Annotated in this window: 25 protein-coding genes; 14 read left to right on the top strand and 11 right to left on the bottom strand. The window is 59.9% G+C overall.

All coding sequences use genetic code 11. The features are described 5' to 3' along the window. Position 1: 1 nt before the first annotated feature. From pyrE to Q0J85_RS04130, 6 genes are all read right to left on the bottom strand, one after another. On the bottom strand, positions 2 to 568 hold the full coding sequence (gene pyrE, locus Q0J85_RS04105) for an orotate phosphoribosyltransferase (RefSeq protein WP_294478463.1): 567 nt from the start codon (positions 566 to 568) through the stop codon (positions 2 to 4). A gap of 192 nt (positions 569 to 760) precedes the next feature. Then, positions 761 to 1,153: a hypothetical protein gene (locus Q0J85_RS04110; protein ID WP_294478464.1), complete on the bottom strand. Its 393-nt coding sequence runs from the start codon at positions 1,151 to 1,153 to the stop codon at positions 761 to 763. 28 nt (positions 1,154 to 1,181) lie between these two features. After that, positions 1,182 to 1,646, bottom strand: coding sequence for a PTS sugar transporter subunit IIA (locus Q0J85_RS04115; RefSeq protein ID WP_294478466.1), 465 nt, complete (start codon positions 1,644 to 1,646; stop codon positions 1,182 to 1,184). A 190-nt stretch (positions 1,647 to 1,836) separates the two neighbouring features. Beyond that, entirely contained in the window at positions 1,837 to 3,870 is a 2,034-nt protein-coding gene (locus tag Q0J85_RS04120) for a SpoIIE family protein phosphatase (protein ID WP_294478468.1), read from the bottom strand. Continuing rightward, positions 3,867 to 4,871, bottom strand: coding sequence for an ABC transporter substrate-binding protein (locus Q0J85_RS04125; RefSeq protein ID WP_294478469.1), 1,005 nt, complete (start codon positions 4,869 to 4,871; stop codon positions 3,867 to 3,869). Before Q0J85_RS04125 ends, Q0J85_RS04120 begins: the two co-directional genes overlap by 4 nt. A 22-nt stretch (positions 4,872 to 4,893) precedes the next feature. Next, positions 4,894 to 5,523, bottom strand: coding sequence for a hypothetical protein (locus tag Q0J85_RS04130; protein ID WP_294478472.1), 630 nt, complete (start codon positions 5,521 to 5,523; stop codon positions 4,894 to 4,896). 187 nt (positions 5,524 to 5,710) lie between these two features. On the opposite strand from Q0J85_RS04130, the gene Q0J85_RS04135 reads away from it, so the two are divergent. From Q0J85_RS04135 to pdxB, 7 genes are all read left to right on the top strand, one after another. Continuing rightward, the gene (locus Q0J85_RS04135) at positions 5,711 to 6,301 is read left to right on the top strand and encodes an RnfABCDGE type electron transport complex subunit A (RefSeq protein WP_294478474.1); all 591 of its coding nucleotides are present in this window, start codon (positions 5,711 to 5,713) and stop codon (positions 6,299 to 6,301) included. A gap of 18 nt (positions 6,302 to 6,319) precedes the next feature. Beyond that, positions 6,320 to 7,165 carry an RnfABCDGE type electron transport complex subunit B gene (locus Q0J85_RS04140; protein ID WP_294478476.1) on the top strand — a complete coding sequence of 282 codons (846 nt, stop codon included), beginning with the start codon at positions 6,320 to 6,322 and terminating at the stop codon, positions 7,163 to 7,165. Beyond that, positions 7,162 to 8,490 carry an electron transport complex subunit RsxC gene (gene rsxC, locus Q0J85_RS04145; protein ID WP_294478478.1) on the top strand — a complete coding sequence of 443 codons (1,329 nt, stop codon included), beginning with the start codon at positions 7,162 to 7,164 and terminating at the stop codon, positions 8,488 to 8,490. The genes Q0J85_RS04140 and rsxC overlap by 4 nt, the downstream gene beginning before the upstream one ends. A gap of 24 nt (positions 8,491 to 8,514) precedes the next feature. After that, positions 8,515 to 9,651, top strand: coding sequence for an RnfABCDGE type electron transport complex subunit D (locus Q0J85_RS04150; RefSeq protein ID WP_294478480.1), 1,137 nt, complete (start codon positions 8,515 to 8,517; stop codon positions 9,649 to 9,651). A gap of 6 nt (positions 9,652 to 9,657) precedes the next feature. Continuing rightward, positions 9,658 to 10,332: an RnfABCDGE type electron transport complex subunit G gene (locus Q0J85_RS04155; RefSeq protein ID WP_294478481.1), complete on the top strand. Its 675-nt coding sequence runs from the start codon at positions 9,658 to 9,660 to the stop codon at positions 10,330 to 10,332. Further along, the gene (gene rsxE / locus Q0J85_RS04160; RefSeq protein WP_294478483.1) at positions 10,329 to 11,015 is read left to right on the top strand and encodes an electron transport complex subunit RsxE; all 687 of its coding nucleotides are present in this window, start codon (positions 10,329 to 10,331) and stop codon (positions 11,013 to 11,015) included. The genes Q0J85_RS04155 and rsxE overlap by 4 nt, the downstream gene beginning before the upstream one ends. A gap of 76 nt (positions 11,016 to 11,091) precedes the next feature. Beyond that, a complete protein-coding gene (pdxB, locus tag Q0J85_RS04165) occupies positions 11,092 to 12,195 on the top strand; it encodes a 4-phosphoerythronate dehydrogenase PdxB (protein WP_294478485.1) in 1,104 nt (367 codons plus the stop codon). Here the strand turns inward: pdxB and Q0J85_RS04170 are convergent. The 5 genes from Q0J85_RS04170 to Q0J85_RS04190 all read right to left on the bottom strand — a co-directional run bounded on the left by Q0J85_RS04170 (position 12,185) and on the right by Q0J85_RS04190 (position 16,549). Further along, positions 12,185 to 13,684, bottom strand: a complete 1,500-nt coding sequence (locus Q0J85_RS04170) for an NAD(P)H-hydrate dehydratase (RefSeq protein WP_294478486.1) — start codon at positions 13,682 to 13,684, stop codon at positions 12,185 to 12,187. The genes pdxB and Q0J85_RS04170 overlap by 11 nt on opposite strands. 59 nt (positions 13,685 to 13,743) lie before the next feature. Next, positions 13,744 to 14,292, bottom strand: coding sequence for a signal peptidase II (gene lspA, locus Q0J85_RS04175; protein WP_294478487.1), 549 nt, complete (start codon positions 14,290 to 14,292; stop codon positions 13,744 to 13,746). A gap of 4 nt (positions 14,293 to 14,296) precedes the next feature. After that, a complete protein-coding gene (locus Q0J85_RS04180) occupies positions 14,297 to 14,683 on the bottom strand; it encodes a TraR/DksA family transcriptional regulator (RefSeq protein WP_294478489.1) in 387 nt (128 codons plus the stop codon). Positions 14,684 to 14,841: 158 nt separating this feature from the next. Further along, positions 14,842 to 15,942: a redox-regulated ATPase YchF gene (ychF, locus tag Q0J85_RS04185; RefSeq protein ID WP_294478492.1), complete on the bottom strand. Its 1,101-nt coding sequence runs from the start codon at positions 15,940 to 15,942 to the stop codon at positions 14,842 to 14,844. 175 nt (positions 15,943 to 16,117) lie between these two features. Beyond that, on the bottom strand, positions 16,118 to 16,549 hold the full coding sequence (locus Q0J85_RS04190; RefSeq protein ID WP_294478493.1) for an exosortase system-associated protein, TIGR04073 family: 432 nt from the start codon (positions 16,547 to 16,549) through the stop codon (positions 16,118 to 16,120). A 212-nt stretch (positions 16,550 to 16,761) separates the two neighbouring features. Between Q0J85_RS04190 and queF the strand changes: the two genes are divergently transcribed. The 7 genes from queF (at position 16,762) to thiH (ending at position 22,122) form a co-directional block, all read left to right on the top strand. Next, positions 16,762 to 17,196, top strand: coding sequence for a preQ(1) synthase (gene queF / locus Q0J85_RS04195; RefSeq protein WP_294478495.1), 435 nt, complete (start codon positions 16,762 to 16,764; stop codon positions 17,194 to 17,196). Continuing rightward, positions 17,189 to 18,415, top strand: coding sequence for a bifunctional glutamate N-acetyltransferase/amino-acid acetyltransferase ArgJ (gene argJ, locus Q0J85_RS04200; RefSeq protein WP_294478496.1), 1,227 nt, complete (start codon positions 17,189 to 17,191; stop codon positions 18,413 to 18,415). The genes queF and argJ overlap by 8 nt, the downstream gene beginning before the upstream one ends. 22 nt (positions 18,416 to 18,437) lie before the next feature. Next, positions 18,438 to 19,244: a phosphoribosylformylglycinamidine synthase subunit PurQ gene (locus tag Q0J85_RS04205; protein ID WP_294478497.1), complete on the top strand. Its 807-nt coding sequence runs from the start codon at positions 18,438 to 18,440 to the stop codon at positions 19,242 to 19,244. A gap of 132 nt (positions 19,245 to 19,376) precedes the next feature. After that, positions 19,377 to 19,574, top strand: coding sequence for a sulfur carrier protein ThiS (gene thiS / locus Q0J85_RS04210; protein WP_294478499.1), 198 nt, complete (start codon positions 19,377 to 19,379; stop codon positions 19,572 to 19,574). A 21-nt stretch (positions 19,575 to 19,595) separates the two neighbouring features. After that, complete coding sequence (gene thiF, locus Q0J85_RS04215; RefSeq protein WP_294478500.1) at positions 19,596 to 20,204, top strand: sulfur carrier protein ThiS adenylyltransferase ThiF; 609 nt, start codon at positions 19,596 to 19,598, stop codon at positions 20,202 to 20,204. A gap of 30 nt (positions 20,205 to 20,234) precedes the next feature. Beyond that, positions 20,235 to 21,008, top strand: coding sequence for a thiazole synthase (locus tag Q0J85_RS04220; protein WP_294478502.1), 774 nt, complete (start codon positions 20,235 to 20,237; stop codon positions 21,006 to 21,008). A 16-nt stretch (positions 21,009 to 21,024) separates the two neighbouring features. Then, the gene (gene thiH, locus Q0J85_RS04225) at positions 21,025 to 22,122 is read left to right on the top strand and encodes a 2-iminoacetate synthase ThiH (RefSeq protein WP_294478504.1); all 1,098 of its coding nucleotides are present in this window, start codon (positions 21,025 to 21,027) and stop codon (positions 22,120 to 22,122) included. Position 22,123 lies beyond the last annotated feature (1 nt).

The raw sequence follows: 22,123 nt of genomic DNA on the forward strand, positions 1-22,123 counted from the left end.
CTTATTTCGACCCCGGCCGATCGATCGGCATGTTGGTTTTGCACAGCGGGCACTCGGCCGGATCGAACGTCGGCAGCGAAAGTTTCAGCGCACTCTTGAAAGGAACGTCGAACTTCGCATCCCCACCGGAACGGTCGACGATGACCGCGATCCCGACCACATCGCCGCCGAGCCCCCGAACGAGATCGACGGTCTGCTGAACCCGGCCGCCTTTCGTGACCACATCTTCCGCAACGAGCACTTTTTCACCCGGCTTGATCGTGAATCCGCGTTTCAGCACGAGCTGCCCATCCTCCTTGTCCGCGAAGATCGCACGCACACCGAGCGCCCGCGCGATCTCCTGCCCGACAATGAGTCCGCCGACCGCGGGGGAGATGACCGTTTCGATCTTTTCGCCCCGGAACTGATCCGCGAGATAGCGGCAGACCGTTTCAGCCTTGTCCGGATACTGGAGCAGCAGCGCGGCCTGGAAGAAACGGTTGCTGTGCAATCCGCTGCGAAGCTGGAAGTGACCGGTGAGAAGTGCGCCGGAATCTTCCAGAATCTTGATGATTTCCTGTTCTGTCATGTTGAAAGTTCCCTCTGTTATCTTTAAAAACCGACAAACTCTTCCATATTCAAAAGCCGCACATTCCCGCGTGCGGCGCCGTTGCAAAAACAAACGCCGGCTCCAGAACCGCCGGGATCAACCCCCCCCGCCCGGAACTGCCGGCGCCCGGCGGCGCAAGTCCGCCCGCCCTCTCCTTGAAAGTGCTATTCTTCAGCGGAACGTATCCGGAGAAGCCGGTTCGACCCAGAGATGGAAATCCACTTTCCGATCGCCGACTTCAAGCGTAATCAAAGTGTTGAGACGTGTCAGCAGAAGCGCATACGGAATTCTCACTTCTCCTCCCGCGACGTTGACCGACACGTTGCTGTCACCGAGAATATCTTCCGCCTTGCGGATGGCAACCATGAGTTCGAGCATGCGTTCGAGTTTATCCCTGAGCCCCGCATCGAACGCATAGGGATGATGGCATTTCGGGCAGACCGCCTGGAAATCCCGATTGACGATGTCCGCAAGGTTGAATTTGACAACGCCGTCGCAATCCGGTGCGAAACAGTGAAAATCGATCTGCGCCTTGGCGCCGAGCTGGCTGGCCGGTTTGGTCATTTCTCGAAACTCCTCCCGAAATTCGGATTTACTTCGCGTCGTCGCGGTGAATGAGGTCGAGGATCTGCGCCGGATTTCCGGCCGCGTCAATCAGCTCCTGGATCAGCGAGGAGTTGCGCAGTTTCCGGGAAATGCTCCCGAGAAGCTGCAGGTAAGCCTCCTGATTCTCGTCCGGCGCGACCGTGAACACCACCACGCGAACCGGCTGATCATCCTGGCTCTGGTAATCCTCGATCGGATTTTCACAGACACCGACGATCACATACGGATGGTTGATGTCATTGACCCGGATGTGCGGCAGTGCGAGCATCCCGCCCACGCCCGTGGTCATCATCTGCTCCCGTTTCCAGGTCAGACGGAAAATCACGTCCCGGTTCAGTTTGGTCAGATCCGCGGCGCGGGTAATCAGCTGGTCCATCACCTCGAGCTTATTCCGGCCGTCAAGGGACATCACTGAATCCTTGGTCACGTACTGAGTGAAATCATACTTCATTTTTTATCTCCGTAAACACACTTGCGGCCGATCCTGCCCCGGCCCCGGGACAAGGCTTCCGTTTCGCGCGGCCGACATTCCTTACCCGAATTCAAACGTCAATTTTTCCTTTAAGATATCCCCCCGTTTTCAATTTTGCAACACGGTTTTGAACTTTTTCCATACGAAATACGCTATTTTTTATGAAACCTCAGGAGGATTCTTCCGGAATCCTTCCGACGGCATTGAATCGCAGAATCAACAGCGTGATATCATCCGCCTGTTCGGCGCCGCCGGCGAACTGGTCGACCGTGCGCAGAAGATCCTCTCCGAGCGCCGCTGCCGAGGTGGCCGGACGGGTCGCGATCAGCCGCCGCAGCGTCTCGACTCCGAAGAGTTCGTTCGACCGGTTGGCTGCCTCCGTCACGCCATCCGTGTAGAGCACGACGCAGTCGCCCGCCTCGAGCCGGATGCTGTCGGAACTGTATTTCGCGTCCGGCACGACTCCGAGTGCCGGGCCGTGCCGGCTGGTCAACAGCCCGGTCTGCCCGTCCCGCCGCCGCAGGCACGGCGGATTGTGTCCCGCATTCGTGTATTGAAACACCCCCGAACGCAGGTCGAGGATGCCGAGAAAATAGGTGACGAACATCAATGTCTCATTGTTTCGGCTCAGAAGTTCGTTGATCCGGGTGACGAGCGCTCCGGGATCCTGGATTTTTTCGGCCTCGCCGCGCTGCAGCGTCTGGATCACCGCCATGAAGAGCGCAGCCGGAATCCCCTTGCCCGATACGTCCCCGACGATGAAGCAGTAACGACTGCCTCCGATCGGAAAGAAGTCGTACAGATCTCCGCCGACCTGCCGGGCCGGCCGCAGCGAGGCGTACAGCGAAAACTCCTCTGTGTCGGGCAGCGGCGGAACCATTTTCGGCAGAATTCCGAGCTGAATCTGCCGGGCGACTTCGAGTTCGCTCTCGATGCGCAGGCGGGCTTCCGTCGTGGTTTTCAACTCTTCGACATAGGCCTTGAGGGCCTCCTGCATCGAGCGGAATGCGCGCGTGAGTCGCCCGACCTGGTCGAGCCCTTTCGGTGCGGGCAGCGGAGTGTCGAAATCTCCCTCGCCGATCGACTGCGCCGCATCGGTGAGCTCCTCGAGCGGTCGCGATATGCGCCGCACAAGCATGCCGACCGAAAACAGGCAGAGCAGCACCCCCGCCGCGGCGAACGGAATGACCCGGCGCGTGAGTTCATGGAGCGGCGCGAGCAGCTTCGCTTCCGGATAGGCGACTCCGAGGCTCCAGCCCGGGGCGGCGACCGGCGCGTAAAAGATCCGCTCCATCCCCTCCTGCCGGTTGAAGACTCTCCCCCGCGTCCAGCCGGTTTTGCCTGCGAGCATGGCGTGACCGATCATGCGGAGTTTTTCGGAGGCGTCCCGGGAGGGGAAGAGTTTCCGCTTGAGCAGATCCGCGTAGCTGAAAACCGTCGAATCGATGATGAGCGGCGCCTCCTGTCGAAGTTCTTCCGTTTCAAACGGATGCGTTTTGTTCTCCGGAAACGCGACGAAGCGGCCGAACCGCGAGAGCAGAAACTCCTGCCCGTATCCGTAAACGTCCGCTCCCGCCGCGAGGGTGCCGAGTCCTTCGAGCGAGAGATCGAAGCCGACGACCCCGATGAACTTTCCGGCTGCGTTCCGGATCGGTTGGGAGCGTGTGCTCATCTCGGTCCCGGTGAACGAGTCGAGATAGGGTTCGGTCCAGACTGCGTGATTGAGGAGTTGCGGAATCGTGAACCAGTCGAATTTGAAGTAGCGGTATTCGTTCCCTCCGATCTGGTTGACCGCGATTTCGCCGTTTTTGTCCACATAACCGTAGAGCATGAAGTATTCCCGGTCCGGGTCGCCGCCAAAGGGAACGTAGGCGACGCTGATTCCGCAGAGTGACGGCACCGTCTCCCGCAGTTGCGCGAGCGTCTCCCGGATCATCCGCTTTTGCGCTTCCAGACCGGGCTGGTTGACTTCGAGCGCGAGCGCGAGCTCCCGGGCGGCGGTTTCGATCGGCGGGAATGCGCTGTTGATCCGTTCTGCCGTGAGGTTCACCGCTGCCGTTGCGGTCAATCCGACCTCTTTGCTCAAAATCGCGTAGGTGCGCAGATAGACGAATCCGCCGATGCCGCCCCCCGCCGTCAGCAGAAACAGCAGCAGGACCGCATTGATCCGGGTTGAAAAACTCCAGTCGCGGAAGCGTTTCATTTTCCGCCTCCGGTCTTCGTCCCCGGGCAGAAACGGGAGTAATCGACGGCGGAGTCGATGAGTTCGTACTTCCGGAAGACCTTGACCGCAAAATCGTAGTCTCCGCGCTGGAGTATTCCCGACTGCGGTCCCTCCAGGGCGAGGGAGCTGCCGTAGAGTTTGAACATCCAGAGCTGATGGGCCGGATCGAAACGGCTGTTGTCACGGTCGCAATATTTCCGGACATAAGCGAGCGCCTGTTCCGGATTGCGCAGCGCTTCGCGCCATCCCTCCAGAATCGCCTTGCCCAGAGCCGCCGACACTTCAGGGGCGGCTTTCTGGGTCGATTCGAGAGTGTAAAGGCCGTCTTCCGGGATATTCATCCGGTTGTCGCGCAACCGGAAACAGACAAGTTCATCCGGTTCGTATCCTGCGGCGAGGAGCTGGTAGTATTCGTTATATTCCATGGCGCAGATCACATCGGCCGCCCCCCAGAGGAAGAGACCGATCCCGGTGTTCATCGGGATGATGCTGCCGTTGATCTTCCGTTCCCGCAGAAAAGCGAGCGGAACCGCGCCGAAGTCCACTTTCCAGACCGCGAAACGGCGCGGCTTGCCGGAGGGAGTGGGGCTGCTGAGGTCCGCAAGCGTCTCGATGCCGTTCCCCGCGGCGGTGATGAGCATGACCATCGACTCTTTTCCGAGCTGGCAGACATTCACGAGCGGGACTCCTTTTGAGCGTTCCACGAGCGCGGTCCCGAGCGAGGCGATGATGAAATCCGAGTGTTTCGAGGTGAGATAATCGACGATTGAAAGTTCGGCGGTCTTGTGGCGGATCTCCACGTCCAGCCCGTATTTCGCGAAGATTCCCGCCTCTTTCGCGTAATAGATTCCCGCGAACTGCGCCTGAGGCTGCCAGGTCATCGTGATGCTCACGGTGCGGTTTTCGGCAGCGGCTCCCGCCGCCGCAAAAAGCAGCGCAAGAACCGCCGGAAAAACACGTATGCCGCTGAACAGTTTCATCGAATCTCCCTGAATGAAACGGTTACTGGATCAGCACCCGACGGAATTCGCAGGATGCCCTCGAATCATCCGGGAAAATCTGCGGGGACATGGTTTTCAGTGTCTCCTCCCAAACGGAACCCGGGGCGGTGAACACCCAGATCGCCTCTGCTTTCCCGGGGGTCGTCTCCGGCAGGATCCGGGTCAGCCCGATGGGCAGCTTCCCATCCTCCGCAAGTTTCGGCAGATTAAGCGGATAAACGGCACGGAGCGTCTCCCCGGAGACGGAGAGCTTAACCAGCAGATGCCCCGGGACCATGGTCAGAGCCTCCGCAGCGGGCAACGTTTTCAGGGAGCGGATCATGCAGTCCGCATAGAGTTCGCCGTTCACCCTGAAGCACTGCGTGTAAAATGTGGAACGGTGAATGGTTTCCTCTCCCTCTTTTTCCGGGAACTGGGTGACTTTTGTCTCCCCGTTCTTTGCGATCTGAAGTTGCAGAAGATTGGTTTTCTGAGTTTTTCCTTGCAGTTTCTCGAGCCGCCAGAGTCCGACCAGCTCATCCGGGACGGGGATTTGATTTTCCGGCGTATAGTACGGTTTCAGAGAGACGGACATACATCCTGAACAGCACAGAACCAGAAACAGCAGCGGCAAGCTCCGAAGAAATCTCATACTTACGCCTCCAGTGTTGAGTTTCCTTAATTAGTATAACACGTGCGCGGGATTCCTGCAAGTCCGGGCGGCACAAAATGGGGAAACCTTCCGGAAATGTCTTGACAAACCAACCGATCCGGTCTACATTAAATACACTGTTGTGTTTTCTCGAAAATGCACTTAGGAAAGGGAAGGCAAAAAGGGAATGAAGTATCTGGAACTAACCATCGGCGCGATCTTGGTCTACAATTTCGTGCTCTCGCGGTTCCTCGGGATCTGCCCGTTTCTCGGGGTATCCAAGCGGCTGGGAACCGCGCTTGGGATGTCCGGCGCAGTCATCTTCGTGATGACGATCGCGTCGTTCATCACATCACTGGTCTACCGGCATCTGCTGCATTTCACGATCGGCGGGAAAGAGTATGACCTCTCGTTTCTGCAGGTGCTGCTGTTCATCCTGATCATTGCGGGACTTGTGCAGCTCATCGAGATCATGCTTCAGAAGCTCAGCCCGAAACTTTATCAGGCGCTCGGCATCTATCTGCCGCTCATCACTACGAACTGCGCCGTTCTCGGTGCGGCGACGATCAATGCCGACAGCAACTTCACGGTGCTCGAGGCGACGATTTTCGGTTTCTGCTCGGGGGTCGGATTCGCTTTGGCGCTGGTGCTCTTCTCGAGCCTGCGTGAGCGGCTCGACCTGGCCGAGGTTCCGAAACCGTTCCAGGGAACTCCGATCGCACTCATCACCGCCGGAATTCTGGCGATGGCGTTCGTCGGTTTTTCGGGACTCTGCTGATACGGGGAGAGAGGAACGATGAATACGATCATTCTGGCAATCATCCTGATGGCGGGAACGGGTCTTGTTCTCGGCGTCGTCATCGGTATTTTCGCGAAACTTTTCCGGGTGGAGAGCGATCCGCGGGTCGATCTTGTGACCGAGCTGCTGCCCGGCGCAAACTGCGGCGGCTGCGGCACGGCGGGCTGTTCGGACTTCGCCAAGGCTGTGGTTTCCGGTCAGCTGCCCCCGTCGAAGTGCCCGGTTTCCTCGAGCGAGCAGGTCAGCGCGATTGCGCGGGCGCTCGGAATCGAGGCGGGCGAATCGTTTAAACAGAAAGCGGTGGTGCTCTGCGGCGGCGACCGCGAACAGACCATGCGTCTTGCCAGTTACAACGGCGTGGCCGACTGTGTGTCGGCGTCGCTGGTGGCGGGCGGTCCGAAAGGGTGTTCCTACGGCTGCCTCGGCATGGGATCCTGCGCCCGGAAGTGCCCGTTCGGCGCGATTGAGATGATCAACGGTCTCGCGGTGATTCACAGGGAACTCTGCGTCGGTTGCGGTACCTGCGTGGCGGTCTGCCCGCGCAACGTGATCAAACTCGTTCCCGCCGATGCCGAAGTTCATGTCTACTGCAACTCCCCGTTGAAGGCTCCGGCCAAGCGGCAGGTCTGCAAAGTCGCCTGCATCGGCTGCCGCAAGTGCCAGAAAGCCGCCCCTGACAAATTCATCATCGAGGGGTTCAAGGCGACGGTCAATTACGCCAATACCCCGCTGCCGACTCAGGAGGATGTGCAGGCTGCGGGTTGTCCGACCGGAGCGTTGCTCTCTGCCGAAGAGCATCTCCGCATTGAAAAGCACGATCCGGAATGGAGCGCTGAGAAATGAGCAAGAGTTCCCGCAATGTCATGGGGTTCGATGGGGGAATTCATCCCTCCACCGACGGAAAGAGTCTGAGTTCGGGCAGCGCGGTGCGGCAGGCGCCGTTGCTCGACCGTTATACCGTGGTCATCTCCGAAAGCGTCGGCAAACCGCCGAAGCCGGTTGTGAAAGCCGGGGATGAGGTGAAGAAATACCAGCTGATCGCCGCTGCGGACGGGTTCGTCTCCGCGAATCTCCACTCTCCGACCAGCGGTAAAGTGGTCGGCATCGTCGACGTGCCCGGTGCGATGGGTACTCCGGTTCCGGCGATCCAGATCGAATCGGACGGAAAAGACGAACCGTGTGAACCGATGCCCGCGCTTGAATGGCGTACTGCGCCGGTTTCGGATCTGCTCAAGCGGATCTCCGACGCCGGTATCGTCGGCATGGGCGGTGCGGCGTTCCCGACGCATGTGAAACTCTCTCCTCCGCCGGAGAAAGAGGTCGATACGCTGATTCTGAACGGTGCCGAGTGCGAACCGTACCTGACCGCCGACCATCGTCTGATGCTCGAACAGCCCGGGAAAGTTCTGGAGGGAGCTGCCATTGCCGCGCGGATTCTCGGAGTGAAGAACATCTTCCTCGGGGTGGAGATCAACAAGCTCGATGCGATCGAGGCGCTGAACAAACATGCCGCCGAATTCGGCGTCACTGTGGTGGGATTGAAAGTTCAGTATCCGCAGGGGTCTGAAAAACAGCTCATCATGGCGATCACGGGGCGCGAGGTTCCGACCGGCGGGCTTCCGATGGATGCGCACTGCGTGGTGCAGAATGTCGGTACTGCGGCGGCCGTTGCCGATGCGGTGATTCGCGGCATTCCGCTCGTGGAGCGCATCACGACCGTCACCGGCGAAGTTGTGAAGAATCCCGGCAACTGGATGCTGAAGCTGGGCACTCCGGTCATCAAGGCGATCGAATTCGCCGGTGGCGTGACGGAGGAGCCGGGTAAACTCATCATGGGTGGTCCGATGATGGGTTTTGCGCAACGGAGTTTCGATGTGACGATCTGCAAGAACAGTTCGGGCGTGCTGCTGCTGCCGGTCTCCGAGAGTGTCGCCTACGGTTCGACCAGCTGCATCCGCTGCGGACGGTGTGTTCAGGGCTGTCCGATGAATCTGCTGCCGTGTCTGCTCGGGAACGTGATTGAATCGGAACGGTTTGATCTCGCGGCTCAGAATCACGTCATGGACTGCCTGGAATGCGGCTCCTGCGCGTATGTCTGTCCGGCTCATCGTCCTCTGGTGCAGCATATGCGCCGCGCGAAAGCCGAAATCCGCAAACGCAAGAAATAACACTTTCGGGATCGAATCGTAATCATGTCTGAAGAAATCAAAAACGAAATCAAACTTCCGACCGGCGACAAGCTGGTTCTGAGTTCATCGCCCCACATCAAGGATTCCGACAGTGTGCGGCGGATCATGTACAAAGTTCTTCTCGCCCTGCTGCCGGCATGTGCGGCGGGTGTCTACTTCTTCGGCTGGCGCGCGGCGTTGGTGATGGTTCTCACGATGGCGTTCTGCGTCGGTGCCGAGGCGCTCTGGTGCTGGCTGGCGAAAAAACCGGTCGTCGGGACGATCTCCGATGGAAGCGCAGCGGTGACGGGTCTGCTGCTGGCATTGAATCTGCCGCCGAACATCCCGTTCTGGGTCTGCCTGATCGGTGCGTTTCTCGCGATCTGGCTGGCGAAGCAGGTGTTCGGCGGAATCGGCAACAATCCGTTCAACCCGGCGCTGGTGGCGCGGGTCGGGCTGCTGATTGCGTTGCCGGCGCTCATGACCTGGTGGAGTCCGGCCCGCGGAATGAGTCCGACGGCGCCGGATGCCGAACTCTGGTATTCGCCGTCGACCATTCGGGCGGCGAAGTCGGTCGACGCGGAGAGCCATGCGACGCCGCTGGATTCCATCAGTTGCGCGACGCCGCTCGGCGTGGTCGGTACCACGAAGAAGATCATGGGGAAATCGATTGAGGCGCAGGAGAATTTCGCCGCGGTCGCGAGCAACGAGCAGATGGTTCGATACTTCCTCGGGTGCAAGGCGGGCTGTATCGGTGAGACGAGTGTTCTGGCGCTGCTGATCGGCGGGGTGATTCTCGTGCTTTTCAAGCTCATCAACTGGCGGGTTCCGGTGGTATTTGTCGGCACGGTTGCCGTGTTCACCGGGATCGTCAACTACTTCTGCCCGGGGGTGACGCCGCCGCCGCTCTTCCACATTCTGACGGGCGGGCTCATGCTCGGGGCGATATTTATGGCGACGGACATGGTGACCAGTCCGATCACATCGACAGGTTGCATCGTTTTCGCGTTCGGCTGCGGTGTGATTACGACGGTGATCCGCATCTGGGGGAACTATCCGGAGGGGGTCAGTTTCTCGATTCTGTTCATGAATGCGCTTGTGCCGCTCATCGACCGCTTCTGCACGGTGCGGCCGTTCGGTTATGTGGCGAAACGGGGGTAAGCGGAAATGAATCTCAAGAATACGGAAAACTTCTTCGTTCTCGGTCTTTTTCTCGCGGTGCTCGGGCTGATCTCAGCGGTGCTGCTTGCGGTCTTCTCGGATATTGTGAGCGAGCCGATTGCTGCGGCGGAGCTGCGCACCACGAACGAGGCGCTCAGGCAGATTCTGCCGGCATTTGACAACCAGCCGTCGGAAAACAAACTTATGCTCCGGCAGGGTGATATGGAGATCACGTTCATGGGTGCGGTGAAAGACGGCAAGCTCATCGCTGTGGCGGCGAGCGGCGCCTGCAAGGGATACGCCGCTCCGGTGCAGGGGTTGATCGGATTTGACCTCGACGGCAAGATCCGGGCGGTGCTGATTACGAAGCAGAATGAAACCCCCGGACTCGGAGCGAATGTCTGTCAGCGCCAGTTCAAAAAGACGATCTTCAATCTGTTCGAGAAGCGTCCAGAGGGAATTGCCCCGAACTCGTTCCTCGATCAATTCAACGGCAAGAGCGCAGTGAAAGGGAAAAACTGGAAAGTCCGGAAAGATGGCGGACGGATTGACTACGTTTCCGGTGCGACGGTCACAAGCCGGGCGATCACGGAACTGGCCGATTCGGTTGCGCAGTGCTTTCTCGCGAACCGGGCGGAAATCATCGCAAAACTTTCTCCGGCGGGAGGGAATGAAAAATGAGTATGCTGTCTGATTTCACCAAGGGAATCTGGAAAGAGAACCCCGTGCTCGTGCTTCTGCTCGGAACCTGTCCGACGCTGGCGGTCACGAGCAGTGCGACGAACGGCCTCGGCATGGGGCTTGCGACGACGGGTGTGCTGTTCGGCAGCAACCTTGTGATCTCGCTGATCGCGGGAATCGTGCCGAAGAAAGTGCGTATCCCGGTTTACATCGTGGTGATCGCGACATTTGTGACGATCGTCGATCTGCTGATGAAAGCGTATGCGCCGCCCGCGCTTTACGCCGCGCTCGGCATTTTCATCCCGCTCATCGTTGTGAACTGCATCGTGCTCGGCCGCGCGGAGGCATTCGCGTCGAAGAACGGTCCGGTCCGCTCGATGCTCGACGGTGTCGGCATGGGGCTCGGCTTTACGCTGACGCTGACGATGCTCGGCGTGCTGCGTGAGTTTCTGAGCACCGGGGCGGTGTTCGAGACGAAAATCATCACGGCGTGGACGACCGACTTCCTGCTGCCGTCGGCGGCGCCCGGCGCGTTCATTCTGGTCGGTTCCATCCTGGCTCTCAAGAACTATTCGAACTACCGGAAAGCGGTCAAGGCAGGGAAACTTTACGTCCCGCCGAAAGGGCTCGACTGCCGCCACTGCAATATCTGCTCCGCGCACCTCGAAGAGGACGAAAAGTAAAAGGGATGGCGAAACAGCGGACCGGGGAAGAGCAGTTTCCGCGGTTCGCTTTTTTTGTTGAATCGGGAGGTTCGGAATGAAGATTGTTGCCGATGACAGGATTCCGTTTCTGAGAGGGGTGCTCGAGCCGTATGCCGAGGTGGTCTATCTGCCGGGCGGGGCGATTGCGCCCGGTGATCTGCGCGATGCGGATGCGCTCATCACCCGCACCCGTACGCGCTGCAACGAGCAGCTGCTCGCGGGGTCGCGTGTACGGTTTATCGCGACCGCGACGATCGGCTTCGATCATATTGACACGGACTATCTCGAACGTGCCGGAATCGCCTGGACGAGCGCGCCGGGCTGCAACGCCGCAAGTGTGGCGCAGTACATCAGCAGCGCTCTGGTTTCATCGGGCGGCGATCTGCATGGAAAGACGCTCGGTGTCGTCGGCGTCGGCAATGTCGGATCGAAAGTCGCCGCTCTCGGTGAGATGCTCGGCATGCGCGTGCTGCGGAACGATCCGCCGCGGGCTGAACGGGAGGGAGCGGACGGTTTCACGGAACTTCCTGAACTGCTGTCGGAATCGGATTTCGTCACGCTCCATACGCCGTTGACGCGGGACGGAGCGCATCCGACGTTTCACCTCTGCAATGCGGCGTTTCTCGCCGGAATGAAGCGGAATGCGCAACTCTTCAACAGCGGGCGTGGTGAAGTCGTCGATTCCGCCGCGCTGAAAACAGCGCTGAAAACCGGGCGAATTGCGGGTGCGGTGCTCGACGTCTGGGAGAATGAACCCGGGATCGACCGCGAACTGTTGAATCGCGTACGAATCGGCACGCCGCACATCGCCGGATATTCGACCGACGGCAAGGCGAACGGAACGGCGATGTCGGTCCGGGCAATCGCAAACTTTTTCGGAATCGCGGAACTTCGGAACTGGCATCCGGCCCGGTTGCCGGAACCGGAGCAGCCGGTGGTCGTGCTTGACCCGGAAGATTCCGCCATGCGGCAGATCGTCCGGGCTCTGCTGCACACCTATGAGATCGGTTTTGATGACCGGAATCTGCGCAACGATCCGGCCGGATTTGAGACCCAGCGCGGTCGTTACCGGGTGCGTCGGGAGTTCCCCGCGTTCACGGTGCGCAATGCGTCGCCGGAAGCGCGGGCGATACTCGAGAAGCTCGGATTCAACTTTTGAACGAACGGACCATGGCGGCGGCGCGGGCCGCGAGTTCCGGCAGGTCGTCCGCGATGAGTCCGGGCGCGCCGAGTTCCCCGGCCAGCCCGTGCAGAAAGACGCCGAGCTGCGCCATCTCGAACGGTCGCTCCGGGTTTCTCGCGAGCAGCGCGCCGATGATGCCGCCGAGCACGTCGCCCGATCCCGCCGTCGCGAGCGCCGGACAGCCGGAGGAGTTCAAACTGTACCGTCCGTCCGGTGCGGCGACCACGGTGTGCGGCCCTTTCAGAACCGTGACCGCACCGAGTTCCGCCGCAAGCGCGAGCGCAAACTGCGTGCGCTCCTCGAAGTATGGAATGGCGAAAGCGTCGGCGAGCCGTCTCGCTTCGCCCGGATGCGGCGTGATGACGAGTCTGTCGCGTCTGACCCACCGTTGGGGTTCCCGGGCGGCAGTGTTCAACGCATCCGCGTCGAGCAGCAGCGGGCCGGGAAATCGCAGAAGTTCCGAGAGCACTTCCCCGGTCTCTTTGCCCATTCCCCAGCCGGAACCGGCCGCGACGGCATCGGATTGAGCCATCATCGCAGCGAGTTCAGGAAGCGATTTCCGGTCGAAACACCCCTCCGCACTGCGGACCACCCGTACGATCAGTGCGCCCGGCAACGCCGCGAACGGGCGCGCGGGCACGGCCAGCCGGACGATCCCGGCTCCGGCCCGCAATGCTGCATGGGCGGAAAGCGCGGCGGCTCCGCTGTAATCGATCGACCCAGCCGCGATCAGCAGTCGACCGCGCTGATTTTTGTAGGTATCGAAAGCGGGAGGATTCAGCAGTTTCTCCGCATCGGCGGCGAAAAACGCCTCTTCGGCGTCTCCGCTCGGCGAGTCCGGGTCGGCGAGGCCGATATCCACGAGTCGCAGCCGTCCGGAAGCCGCCGGCCCGTCCCCGTGAAAGTGGCCGCGTTTGGGAAAGCCGAATGTGATGGTCAATTCCGCCCGGATCGCGAGCCCGGAATCGGCAGTTCCCGTGTTGCCGTTGATTCCCGAGGGGAGGTCGATTGCCACAATCGGGCATCCGGAGCTGTTCGCCGCGGCGATCCAGTTGCGGAACTGCGGGCGGAGTTCTCCGGCGAACCCGGTTCCGAGCAGCCCGTCAACGATGAGGTCGCCGCGGTGAAAATCCGCAGCGGAAAGGGTGTCGCGCACCTCCACCGGAATCATCTCAGGCAGATCGCCCGCCGCTTTGGCCGCTTCTCCGCGCAGCATCTCGAGCGGCCCGGTCGCGTAGATAACGGCGGGGATTCCGAGCAGAGGAGCTGCCACCAGGGCGTCCCCGCCGTTGTTGCCGCGCCCGGCGAGGATGACCGCCCGGCGGAACGCTTTGCCCTGCGCAAAGCGACGGATCTCTTCTGCAGCGCCCTCTCCGGCGCGCCGCATGAGGGTGTAACCGGAAACACCGGAGTCGATGGCGCGGCGTTCCAGATTTCGCATGGTTTCGATTGAAATGATCTTCATAAAAAAAACTCCCGTTCGGATTGGAACGGGAGTTACAGTATCATCATGGAGCAGGAAAATCAAGTCTCCTGCGGGGAATCCTCTCCGGACTCTTTCTTCTTCGACGGTCGCAGCAGTGTCGAGAGAATGAACAGGGCGACGCCGACACAGATGGCGATGTCCGCCACGTTGAACACCGGCCAGCGGAAGCGGTCGTACCAGTGGAAGTCGAGAAAATCCACAACCGCTCCGAGCCAGAGGCGGTCGATCGAGTTGCCCGCCACGCCGCTGAGTACGAGCAGCAGCGCGAAATAGCGTTCCGGATACCCCTCGGCCAGGCGGCGGAAGAAAAAAATCACCCCCGCCGCAACAACCAGCGCCACCAGCAGCAGAAACCAGCCGTGGCCGGAGAGAATACTCCACGCCGCTCCCTCGTTCCGGACGTAGGTCAGAGAGAAGAACGGCTGCCAGATCGGAAGACTCTCCCCGAGCTCGAATCGCCGCATGACGATGAACTTCGTCAGTTGATCGAGTACGAGCACAACGACGCCGAGCCCGGCGGCCCAGCCGAGTGTCCGGTACTCCCGCCGGCTTTTCGGCTCGAGCACTTCCGGTTTCCAGAAAGACACGAAGTTACCTCATCTGCTCGTGTTTGGATTTGCATTTCACGCAGAATACCGCATAGGGACGGATCTTGAGTCGTCCTTCGGAGATCATCTCGCCGCACTCCTGACAGCGGCCGTACTCGCCGTCGGCGAGCCGCTGGAGCGCATCTTCGATGAGCTGCAGAACGTTGCTCTCCTCGGTCAGCATCCGCAGTTCCATCTCGTGACGGGAGTTGTCGCTGGAGACATCCGCCATATGAGTGGTAACGCCGCGCTTGTCGGCATTGCTGCAGTCGAGCGCGTCTTCCGCATGGTACTGCATCTGGTTGGTGACGATGTCCCGGGCGTGCATCAGGGCATCATAGTATTCTTTTTCCTTGCCCTCGAAGACAAGATTGGTTTTCTTCTTCGCCATAGTTGAACCTCTATCTTCAATGGTTATTCTTGTCGTTCACCCAGTGCCGCGCCGTTTTTCTTCCGGCGTGGATAAATAATATATATTGTTTCTGCACTTTTTTCAATACTGAAACAGGGCAAATTCGTTCCCGCGGAACAGTTTTCAGCAAAAAAACACTAGACCGAGAAACGGACGTGGATCACGTCGCCGTCCTGGATCAGATACTCCTTGCCTTCGATCCGCAACTTGCCGGCGGCCTGCGCTTTCGCCCAGCCGCCCGCCGCGACGAGATCCTCGTAGGAGACGGTTTCCATGCGGATGAAGCCGCGGCAGAGGTCGGTGTGGATCTTGCCCGCGGCCTGCGGCGCGGGAGTTCCGCGCGTGACGGTCCAGGCGCGCGACTCCATCGGGCCGGCCGTGAAAAACGTGATGTAGTCGAGCAGCCGGTATCCGGTGCGGATGACGCGGGCAAGGCCGGTCTCCTTGATTCCGAGCTCCTCCATGAACATCGCGGCCTCCTCCTCTTCGAGCTGGCCGAGTTCCTCTTCGAGTTTCGCGCAGACCGGGACGACTTCCATCCCGTGTTTCGCGGCGAATTCCACGAGCGCTTTCGCCTTTTCGGAGTTCTCGAAGTTGCGGAAATTCTCCTCGTCGGTGTTCGCACAGACGAACGCGGGCATCATCGAGAGAAGTCCGTAACTCTTCACCCAGTCGACGAGTTTCGGATTGCTTTTGTCATATTCGGGGATATGCCCTTCGGCGAGCTGATCCGCGAGCGATTTGATCAGTTCATATTCGAGTTTCGCGTCCGGGTCGTTGGCGCGCGCGAGTTTGTACGCCTTGTCGCGCCGCTTTTCAAGAGATTCGAGATCCGCGAGCATGAGTTCCGTCAGAATTACATCGAGGTCGTTCACCGGATCGACCCTGCCGTCGACATGGACGACGTCGCCATCCTCGAAGAGCCGCACCACGTGCGCGATCGCGTCGACGTTGCGGATGTGGCCGAGAAACTGATTGCCGAGCCCCTGTCCCTGGCTCGCGCCTTTCACAAGTCCGGCGATGTCGATGAACTTCAGCGTGGAGGGGACGATTCTTCCGGACTTCTCCAGTTTGGCGAGCACCCCGAGCCGCTCATCCGGAACCGGCACGATTCCGGTGTTCGGCTCGATTGTGCAGAACGGAAAGTTGGCCGCTTCGGCGCCGCCCTTGCACAGCGCGTTGAACAAAGTGGATTTGCCGACATTCGGCAATCCGACGAATCCACAGGAAAAACTCATGATCTGCTGTCCCGGTTGATGAGGATGTTTCCTCGTTTCTGATTCAGTTCAAAGTTGTTAATATACCACGGAAACCCCTCTCTTTCAAGCCTCCGGCAGTCGCGGAATCCGGCGAAAAGGCAAAAAAAATCTCCGAAACCGGGAACGGTTCCGGAGATCGATGAGTATCGCTCTGTCAGTAATCGGAAGAGACGATCATGTCGGTGTCGTAAACGAAGTCACCCCAGTTGTGTTCGATGTCGACGACCCAGGCCGGACGCATGATCGGGCCGTAACCCCAGCCGGCGTCGTTCGGGTCGTTCGGGCAGCCCGGCAGCGGGAAAAGGAACGTCACGATGTCGACCACGCCGACAACTTCACGGGCGACCGTGAAGCAGACCCCCTTGAGCGGTCCGTAGGTCAGACCGGCGATGCCGCCTTGTTCCTGGGTGACGTCATACCCTTTCATCAGGATCTCCAGCGGCCCGAATGCGACGTTGGCGATGCCGCGACCGAGTTTTTCGACCGGCCGCATCACCCAGCAGTCTTCTGCAGCCTGTGTGGAAACGGCTCCGACCATCATCACCGCCAGAATTGCCGACGCCAGAACTGTCTTACGGAATTTCATTTGGTTCATCCCTCACAATTTGATTTACGCACAGAATCGCCGTTTAAACGAATCTCGTTTTCCTATTCCTTGAGCAATATACAGACTGATTTGGCAAAATTCAAGAAAAAAATCCTCATTTTTTCGCTTTAATATCGAAAATCCGCGGAAAAGATGCTATTTTAAAGAGAAATATCTCAAAACAGCGAACTTAATGACAAGGCAGAATCGATATGAATCCCGAAAAAAGCCGGGAGCGGTTTCGCAATCTGACGCTGCTTTCCGCATCGGAGCGCAACTATCCGTCCTCCCCCGCGGAGGCGCACCTCGAGGCGTTTGACAACGTCTATGCCGACCGCGACTACATCATTGAATTCGACTGTCCGGAGTACACCTCGCTCTGCCCGGTGACCGGTCAGCCGGATTTCGGCCACATCATCGTGCGTTATGTGCCGGACAAGAAGTGCATTGAGAGCAAATCGCTCAAACTGTATCTTTACTCGTTCCGCAACACGAATACGTTTCACGAGGAGTCCGTGAACACCATCCTCGACGCCGTCGTGAGCGCCTGCTCGCCGCGCCGCGCCGAGGTCATCGGCCGCTTCCGTCCCCGCGGCGGAATCGCGATCAACGTGAAAGCAACTTACGGGGAGAAGATCGATGAGTAATTTCAAGCGCATTCCGAACGGATCGGTCACGACCCCGCGCGGTTTCCGGGCGGCGGGAGTCACAGCCGGATTCAAGCGCAGCGGCGCGCCCGACTTCGCAATGCTGGTCAGCGACGAGCCCGCGAATTTCGCCGGGGCGTTCACAAGCTGCACGTTTGCGGCCGCTCCGGTTCAGGTTTGCCGCAAGCGCGTGCTCACGACCGACACGATCCGCGCGGCGGTCATCAACTCCGGCAACGCGAACGCCTGTACCGGCGAGACCGGGCTGGCGAATGCCGAGGCCACCTGCGTGCTGGCGGCGAACAAACTCGGGATCAACCCCTCCGATGTGGTGGTCTCATCGACCGGCCGGATCGGGACTCAGCTCCCGATGGATACGATCAAGAGAGGAATTGAACTCGCGGTCGCGGCGCTCTCCGACGACGGCGGGAAACGGGCCGCAGAGGCGATCATGACGACCGACACCGTTCCGAAATCGGCCGCGATCGAACTCGAGCTCGACGGGATCGTGTGCAGCATCGGCGCGATGACCAAGGGGGCGGGCATGATCGATCCGTCGCTCAAGGTTCCGCACGCGACGATGCTCTGCTACATCACGACCGATGTGAAAATCTCCAATGCGCTGCTCGCGGAGATGCTCGGGGAGAATGTGGCTGATTCGTTCAACCGGATCACCATCGACGGCGATATGAGCACGAATGACACGGTCATTGTGATGGCGAACGGACTCTCCGGCGTGGAGGTCCTCCCCGACACCCCGGAGGCTGAACTCTTCCGCAAGGCTCTGCTCGAGATCATGCAGCAGCTCGCGCGCGAAATGGTGATGGATGGCGAGGGCGTGACGAAGTTCGTGAACGTCGAGATCTTAAACGCCCGTACCCGTGAGGACGCGAAACTCTGTGCCGAGTCGGTCGCGAATTCGCTGCTCTGCAAAACCGCCTGGTTCGGCGGCGATCCGAACTGGGGTCGCGTGGTCGCGGCGCTCGGTTACTCCGGCGCGAAGTTCCGGCCGGAGAAAGTCGATGTCTTCTACGATGGGATTCCGGTTGTGAAAGAGGGCGGCGACGCCGGCACTCCGGAGGAGGATCTGGTCGACATCGTCCGCAAACGCGAATTCTCCGTCACGGTTGATCTCCACGACGGCGATGAGAGCTACTGGGTCTGGACGAACGACATCTCGTATGAGTATGTCAAGATCAACGCGGATTATCACACCTAAAACTTGCAGGATGCACATAAGAATGAAAAGATCTGACGTTAAAGTTCTGGTCATCACCGGATTCGGGCTCAACTGCGAGCGCGAGACGGCGGCTGCGTGCCGGCTGGTCGGCGCTGAGCCGCAGCAGGTTCACCTGAATGACCTGATTGCGGGGAAGCACACGCTCGAAGAATACCATTTTCTGATTTTCATCGGCGGATTTTCGTTTGGAGACCATCTCGGTTCCGGGACTGTTTTCGCGAACCGGGTCAAGTTCCAGCTGCGCGAACAGCTTGAGAAGTTCGTCGCCGACGGAAAACTGGTCATGGGAGTCTGCAACGGATTCCAGACGCTGACGCGTCTCGGCATGGTTCCGGCGCTCAACGGCGATTATTTTTCGCAGACGGTTGCGCTGGCGCACAATGATTCGGGCGTGTTCCGCGACGACTGGTGCATTCTGAAAGCCGATCCCGCTTCTCCCTGCGTCTTTACGAAAGGGGTCGATATGGTCCGGCTGCCGCTGCGCCACGGCGAGGGGAAGTTCGTCGCCGCCGACGCGGTGCTGGACGAGATCGAAGCGCGCCACCTGGCGGCGGTGAAATATGTGAATGCGGACGGGAGTTTCGCAACGGAGTTCCCCGCGAATCCGAATGGCTCGCTCCGTTCCATCGCCGGAATCTGCGACCCGACCGGACGGGTGTTCGGGCTGATGCCGCACCCGGAGGCGTTCCTGTCGCCTTACAACTCGCCGAGCTGGACGGCCGACAAGTCCGCCGGAAAACTCGCGGCAGAGGGGGAGGGCGTGGTTTTCTTCCGCAATGCGGTCGATTACATTGCCGAACACTTCTAAGCGGTTTTCACCGTGGGGGCCGGGGGATTCGAGGATCCTCCGGCTCTTTCGTTTTTTCATTGAAAAAAACGGGAAAACGTGCTATATTGTAAGGAATTTTGAATGAAATCCGGATAAGGAGCCCGGGAGAGGATGAAAATCAGTTTCAACGGCATATCGCAGGAGGTTGCGGCCGGAACGACCATCGCGGAGTTTCTCGTGCAGCAGGGCGTTCAGCCCGCCGCGGTCGTTGCCGAGCGGAACGGTGAAATTCTGGATGCCGGGGCGCTCGGCGACGTTCTGAATGAGGGGGATGTGTTGAACGCATTCCGTGTCGTCGCGGGGGGCTGATCCGGGGGAGGCGCGGCAGCGATGAGGGAGATCAACGCGTATCTCACTGCACAACAGCGCGACTTGCTCGCGCGCGCCCGGATCGGGATTGCAGGCGCCGGAGGATTGGGTTCCAACTGCGCAATGCATTTGGTTCGTTCCGGAATCCGCCGGTTGGTCGTGGCCGATTTCGACCGGGTTGCGGAGAGCAATCTGAACCGGCAGTTTTTCTTCGCCGACCAGGTTGGTCAGAGGAAGGTCGAGGCGCTCGGCGTGAATCTGCTGCGCATCGTTCCGGATCTTGAGCTGGAACTGCTCGATGAGGAGGTGACCGGCGGGAATGCCTCCGCTCTATTTGGCGCATGCGACATTGTGGTCGAGGCGTTCGATTCGAGTTGCGCCAAACAGATGCTGATCCGGACGATGATGGCGGCCGGAAAAACGGTCGTCGCCGCGAGCGGTATCGGCGGATGGGGGCGCAGCAACGCTTTGCAGCTGCGCCGGATGGCCGCCGGGAAACTCTATGTGGTCGGAGATTTCGAGAGTGACGTGGGCGATCGCGGATTCGAGCCGTTTTCGCCGCGCGTCGGCATCGCCGCGGCGATGCAGGCAAACACGGTAATCGCGCTCCTGCTCGGAGAAGAGCCGTAGGAAGCGCTTAACACAGGAAGAGAAATCATCATGAAAGATCTCATTATCGCCGGAAAAAAATTCAACAGCCGTTTTTTTCTCGGCACCGGCAAATTCGCGTCCAAACAGCAGCTTGCGGCCGCGCTTGAGGCTTCCGGCACGGAGCTGGTCACGACCGCGTTGACCCGCGTCGACCTCGCCGCGCCCGGTACGGACGACATCTTAAGCGCGATCGACCGCTCGAAAGTCGAGATCATGCTGAACACCTCCGGCGCACGCAACGCCGAGGAGGCGGTCCGCATCGCGAAACTCGGCAAGGCGGCCGGTTACAACTGGATCAAACTCGAAGTCCATCCCGATGCGCACTATCTGCTGCCCGATCCGGTCGAGACGTTGAAAGCCGCCGAGCAGATCGTCGGCATGGGGCTGGTTGTGCTGCCCTACATCAACGCCGATCCGGTGCTTGCGCGGCGGCTCGAGGAGTGCGGCACGGCGGCGGTGATGCCGCTCGGCGCGCCGATCGGATCGAACCAGGGATTGCGCACGCAGTCGATGCTCGAGATCATCATCGAACAATCGAACATTCCGGTCGTGGTTGATGCAGGCATCGGGCTGCCGTCCCACGCGGCCGCCGCGATTGAGCTCGGAGCGGACGCGGTGCTCATCAACACTGCGGTCGCCGCCGCGGACGATCCGGCGAAGATGGCTGAAGCGTTCAAACTCGCGATCCGCGCGGCCGAACTCGGCGTTCTGGCCGGTCCTCCGGCGCCGCATTCGGGTGCATCCGCGACGAGTCCGCAGGACACGTTCGACATTTTCCGGTGAGAGGGGGGAGCGAATCATGTTTCCTGAACTCCGCTTTTCCGAATCCGAAATCCGCCGCATGATCGACTCCGCCACGCCGGAGGCGGTTCTGAATTCGCTTGCGAAAGAGAAACGCAATTACTTCGATCTGCTCAATCTGATCTCGCCCGCGGCGATGGAGTGTCTGCCGCAGATGCGCGAAGTGTCGCGCAAATGCCGGTTGCGCTACTACGGCAAGACGGTCACGATCTATGCGCCGCTCTACATCTCGAACAGCTGTGTGAACGGTTGCAAATACTGCGACTTCAACATCCGGCACAAGTACGAACGCAAGAGCCTGACGCTCGATGAGATCCGGCAGGAGGCGGATGCGATTCTCGCGATGGGGATCGATTCGCTGCTGATCGTGGCGGGGGAGGATCCCGTCCGCATGAGCGTCGACTATCTCTGCGAAGTCGGACGGATGCTCAAGGAGAAGTTCTCTTATCTGAGTCTTGAGATCGCGCCGCAGGAGGAGGAGGGGTATCGCCGCCTCTTTGAAGCGGGCTACGAGGGGCTGACGCTCTTCCAGGAGACTTACAATCAGGAGCTCTACAAGGAGTTGCATCCGGTCGGGCCGAAACGGGTCTACGATTTCCGGGTCTGGAGTCAGCTGCGGGCGGGCCGGGCCGGAATGCGCAATCTCGGCATGGCGTTTCTGCTCGGGCTCGACGAGTGGCGCATGGAGGCCGCGAGCCTCGCGGCGCACGCGATCTATCTGCAGAAACACTGCTTTGAGAGCAAAGTGCAGTTCGCTTTCCCGCGCATCACGGCGACCGAGGGGGGATTCCAGCCCGCGCATCCGGTCGACGATGCGGATCTCGAACTGATGATGCTCGCGTTCCGGATCGTGTTTCCGGAGTGCGGCATGACGATTTCGACGCGCGAGAATCCGGAGTTCCGCGACCGCATGGTCCAGCTCTGCGCAGACAATATGAGCGCGGGTTCCCGCGTGACGCCGGGCGGCTATGCGGTACTCGCGGACGAGGTCGGGCAGTTCACGCTGAACGACTCGCGCAGCGTCGAAGAGGTCGAAGCGGCGATCCGGCGGAACGGCCAGGAGGTTGTCCGCAAATACTGGGATCGCGCGCTGTAAG

The organism is uncultured Victivallis sp. (genome assembly GCA_944389935.1).
Lineage (GTDB): Bacteria > Verrucomicrobiota > Lentisphaeria > Victivallales > Victivallaceae > Victivallis.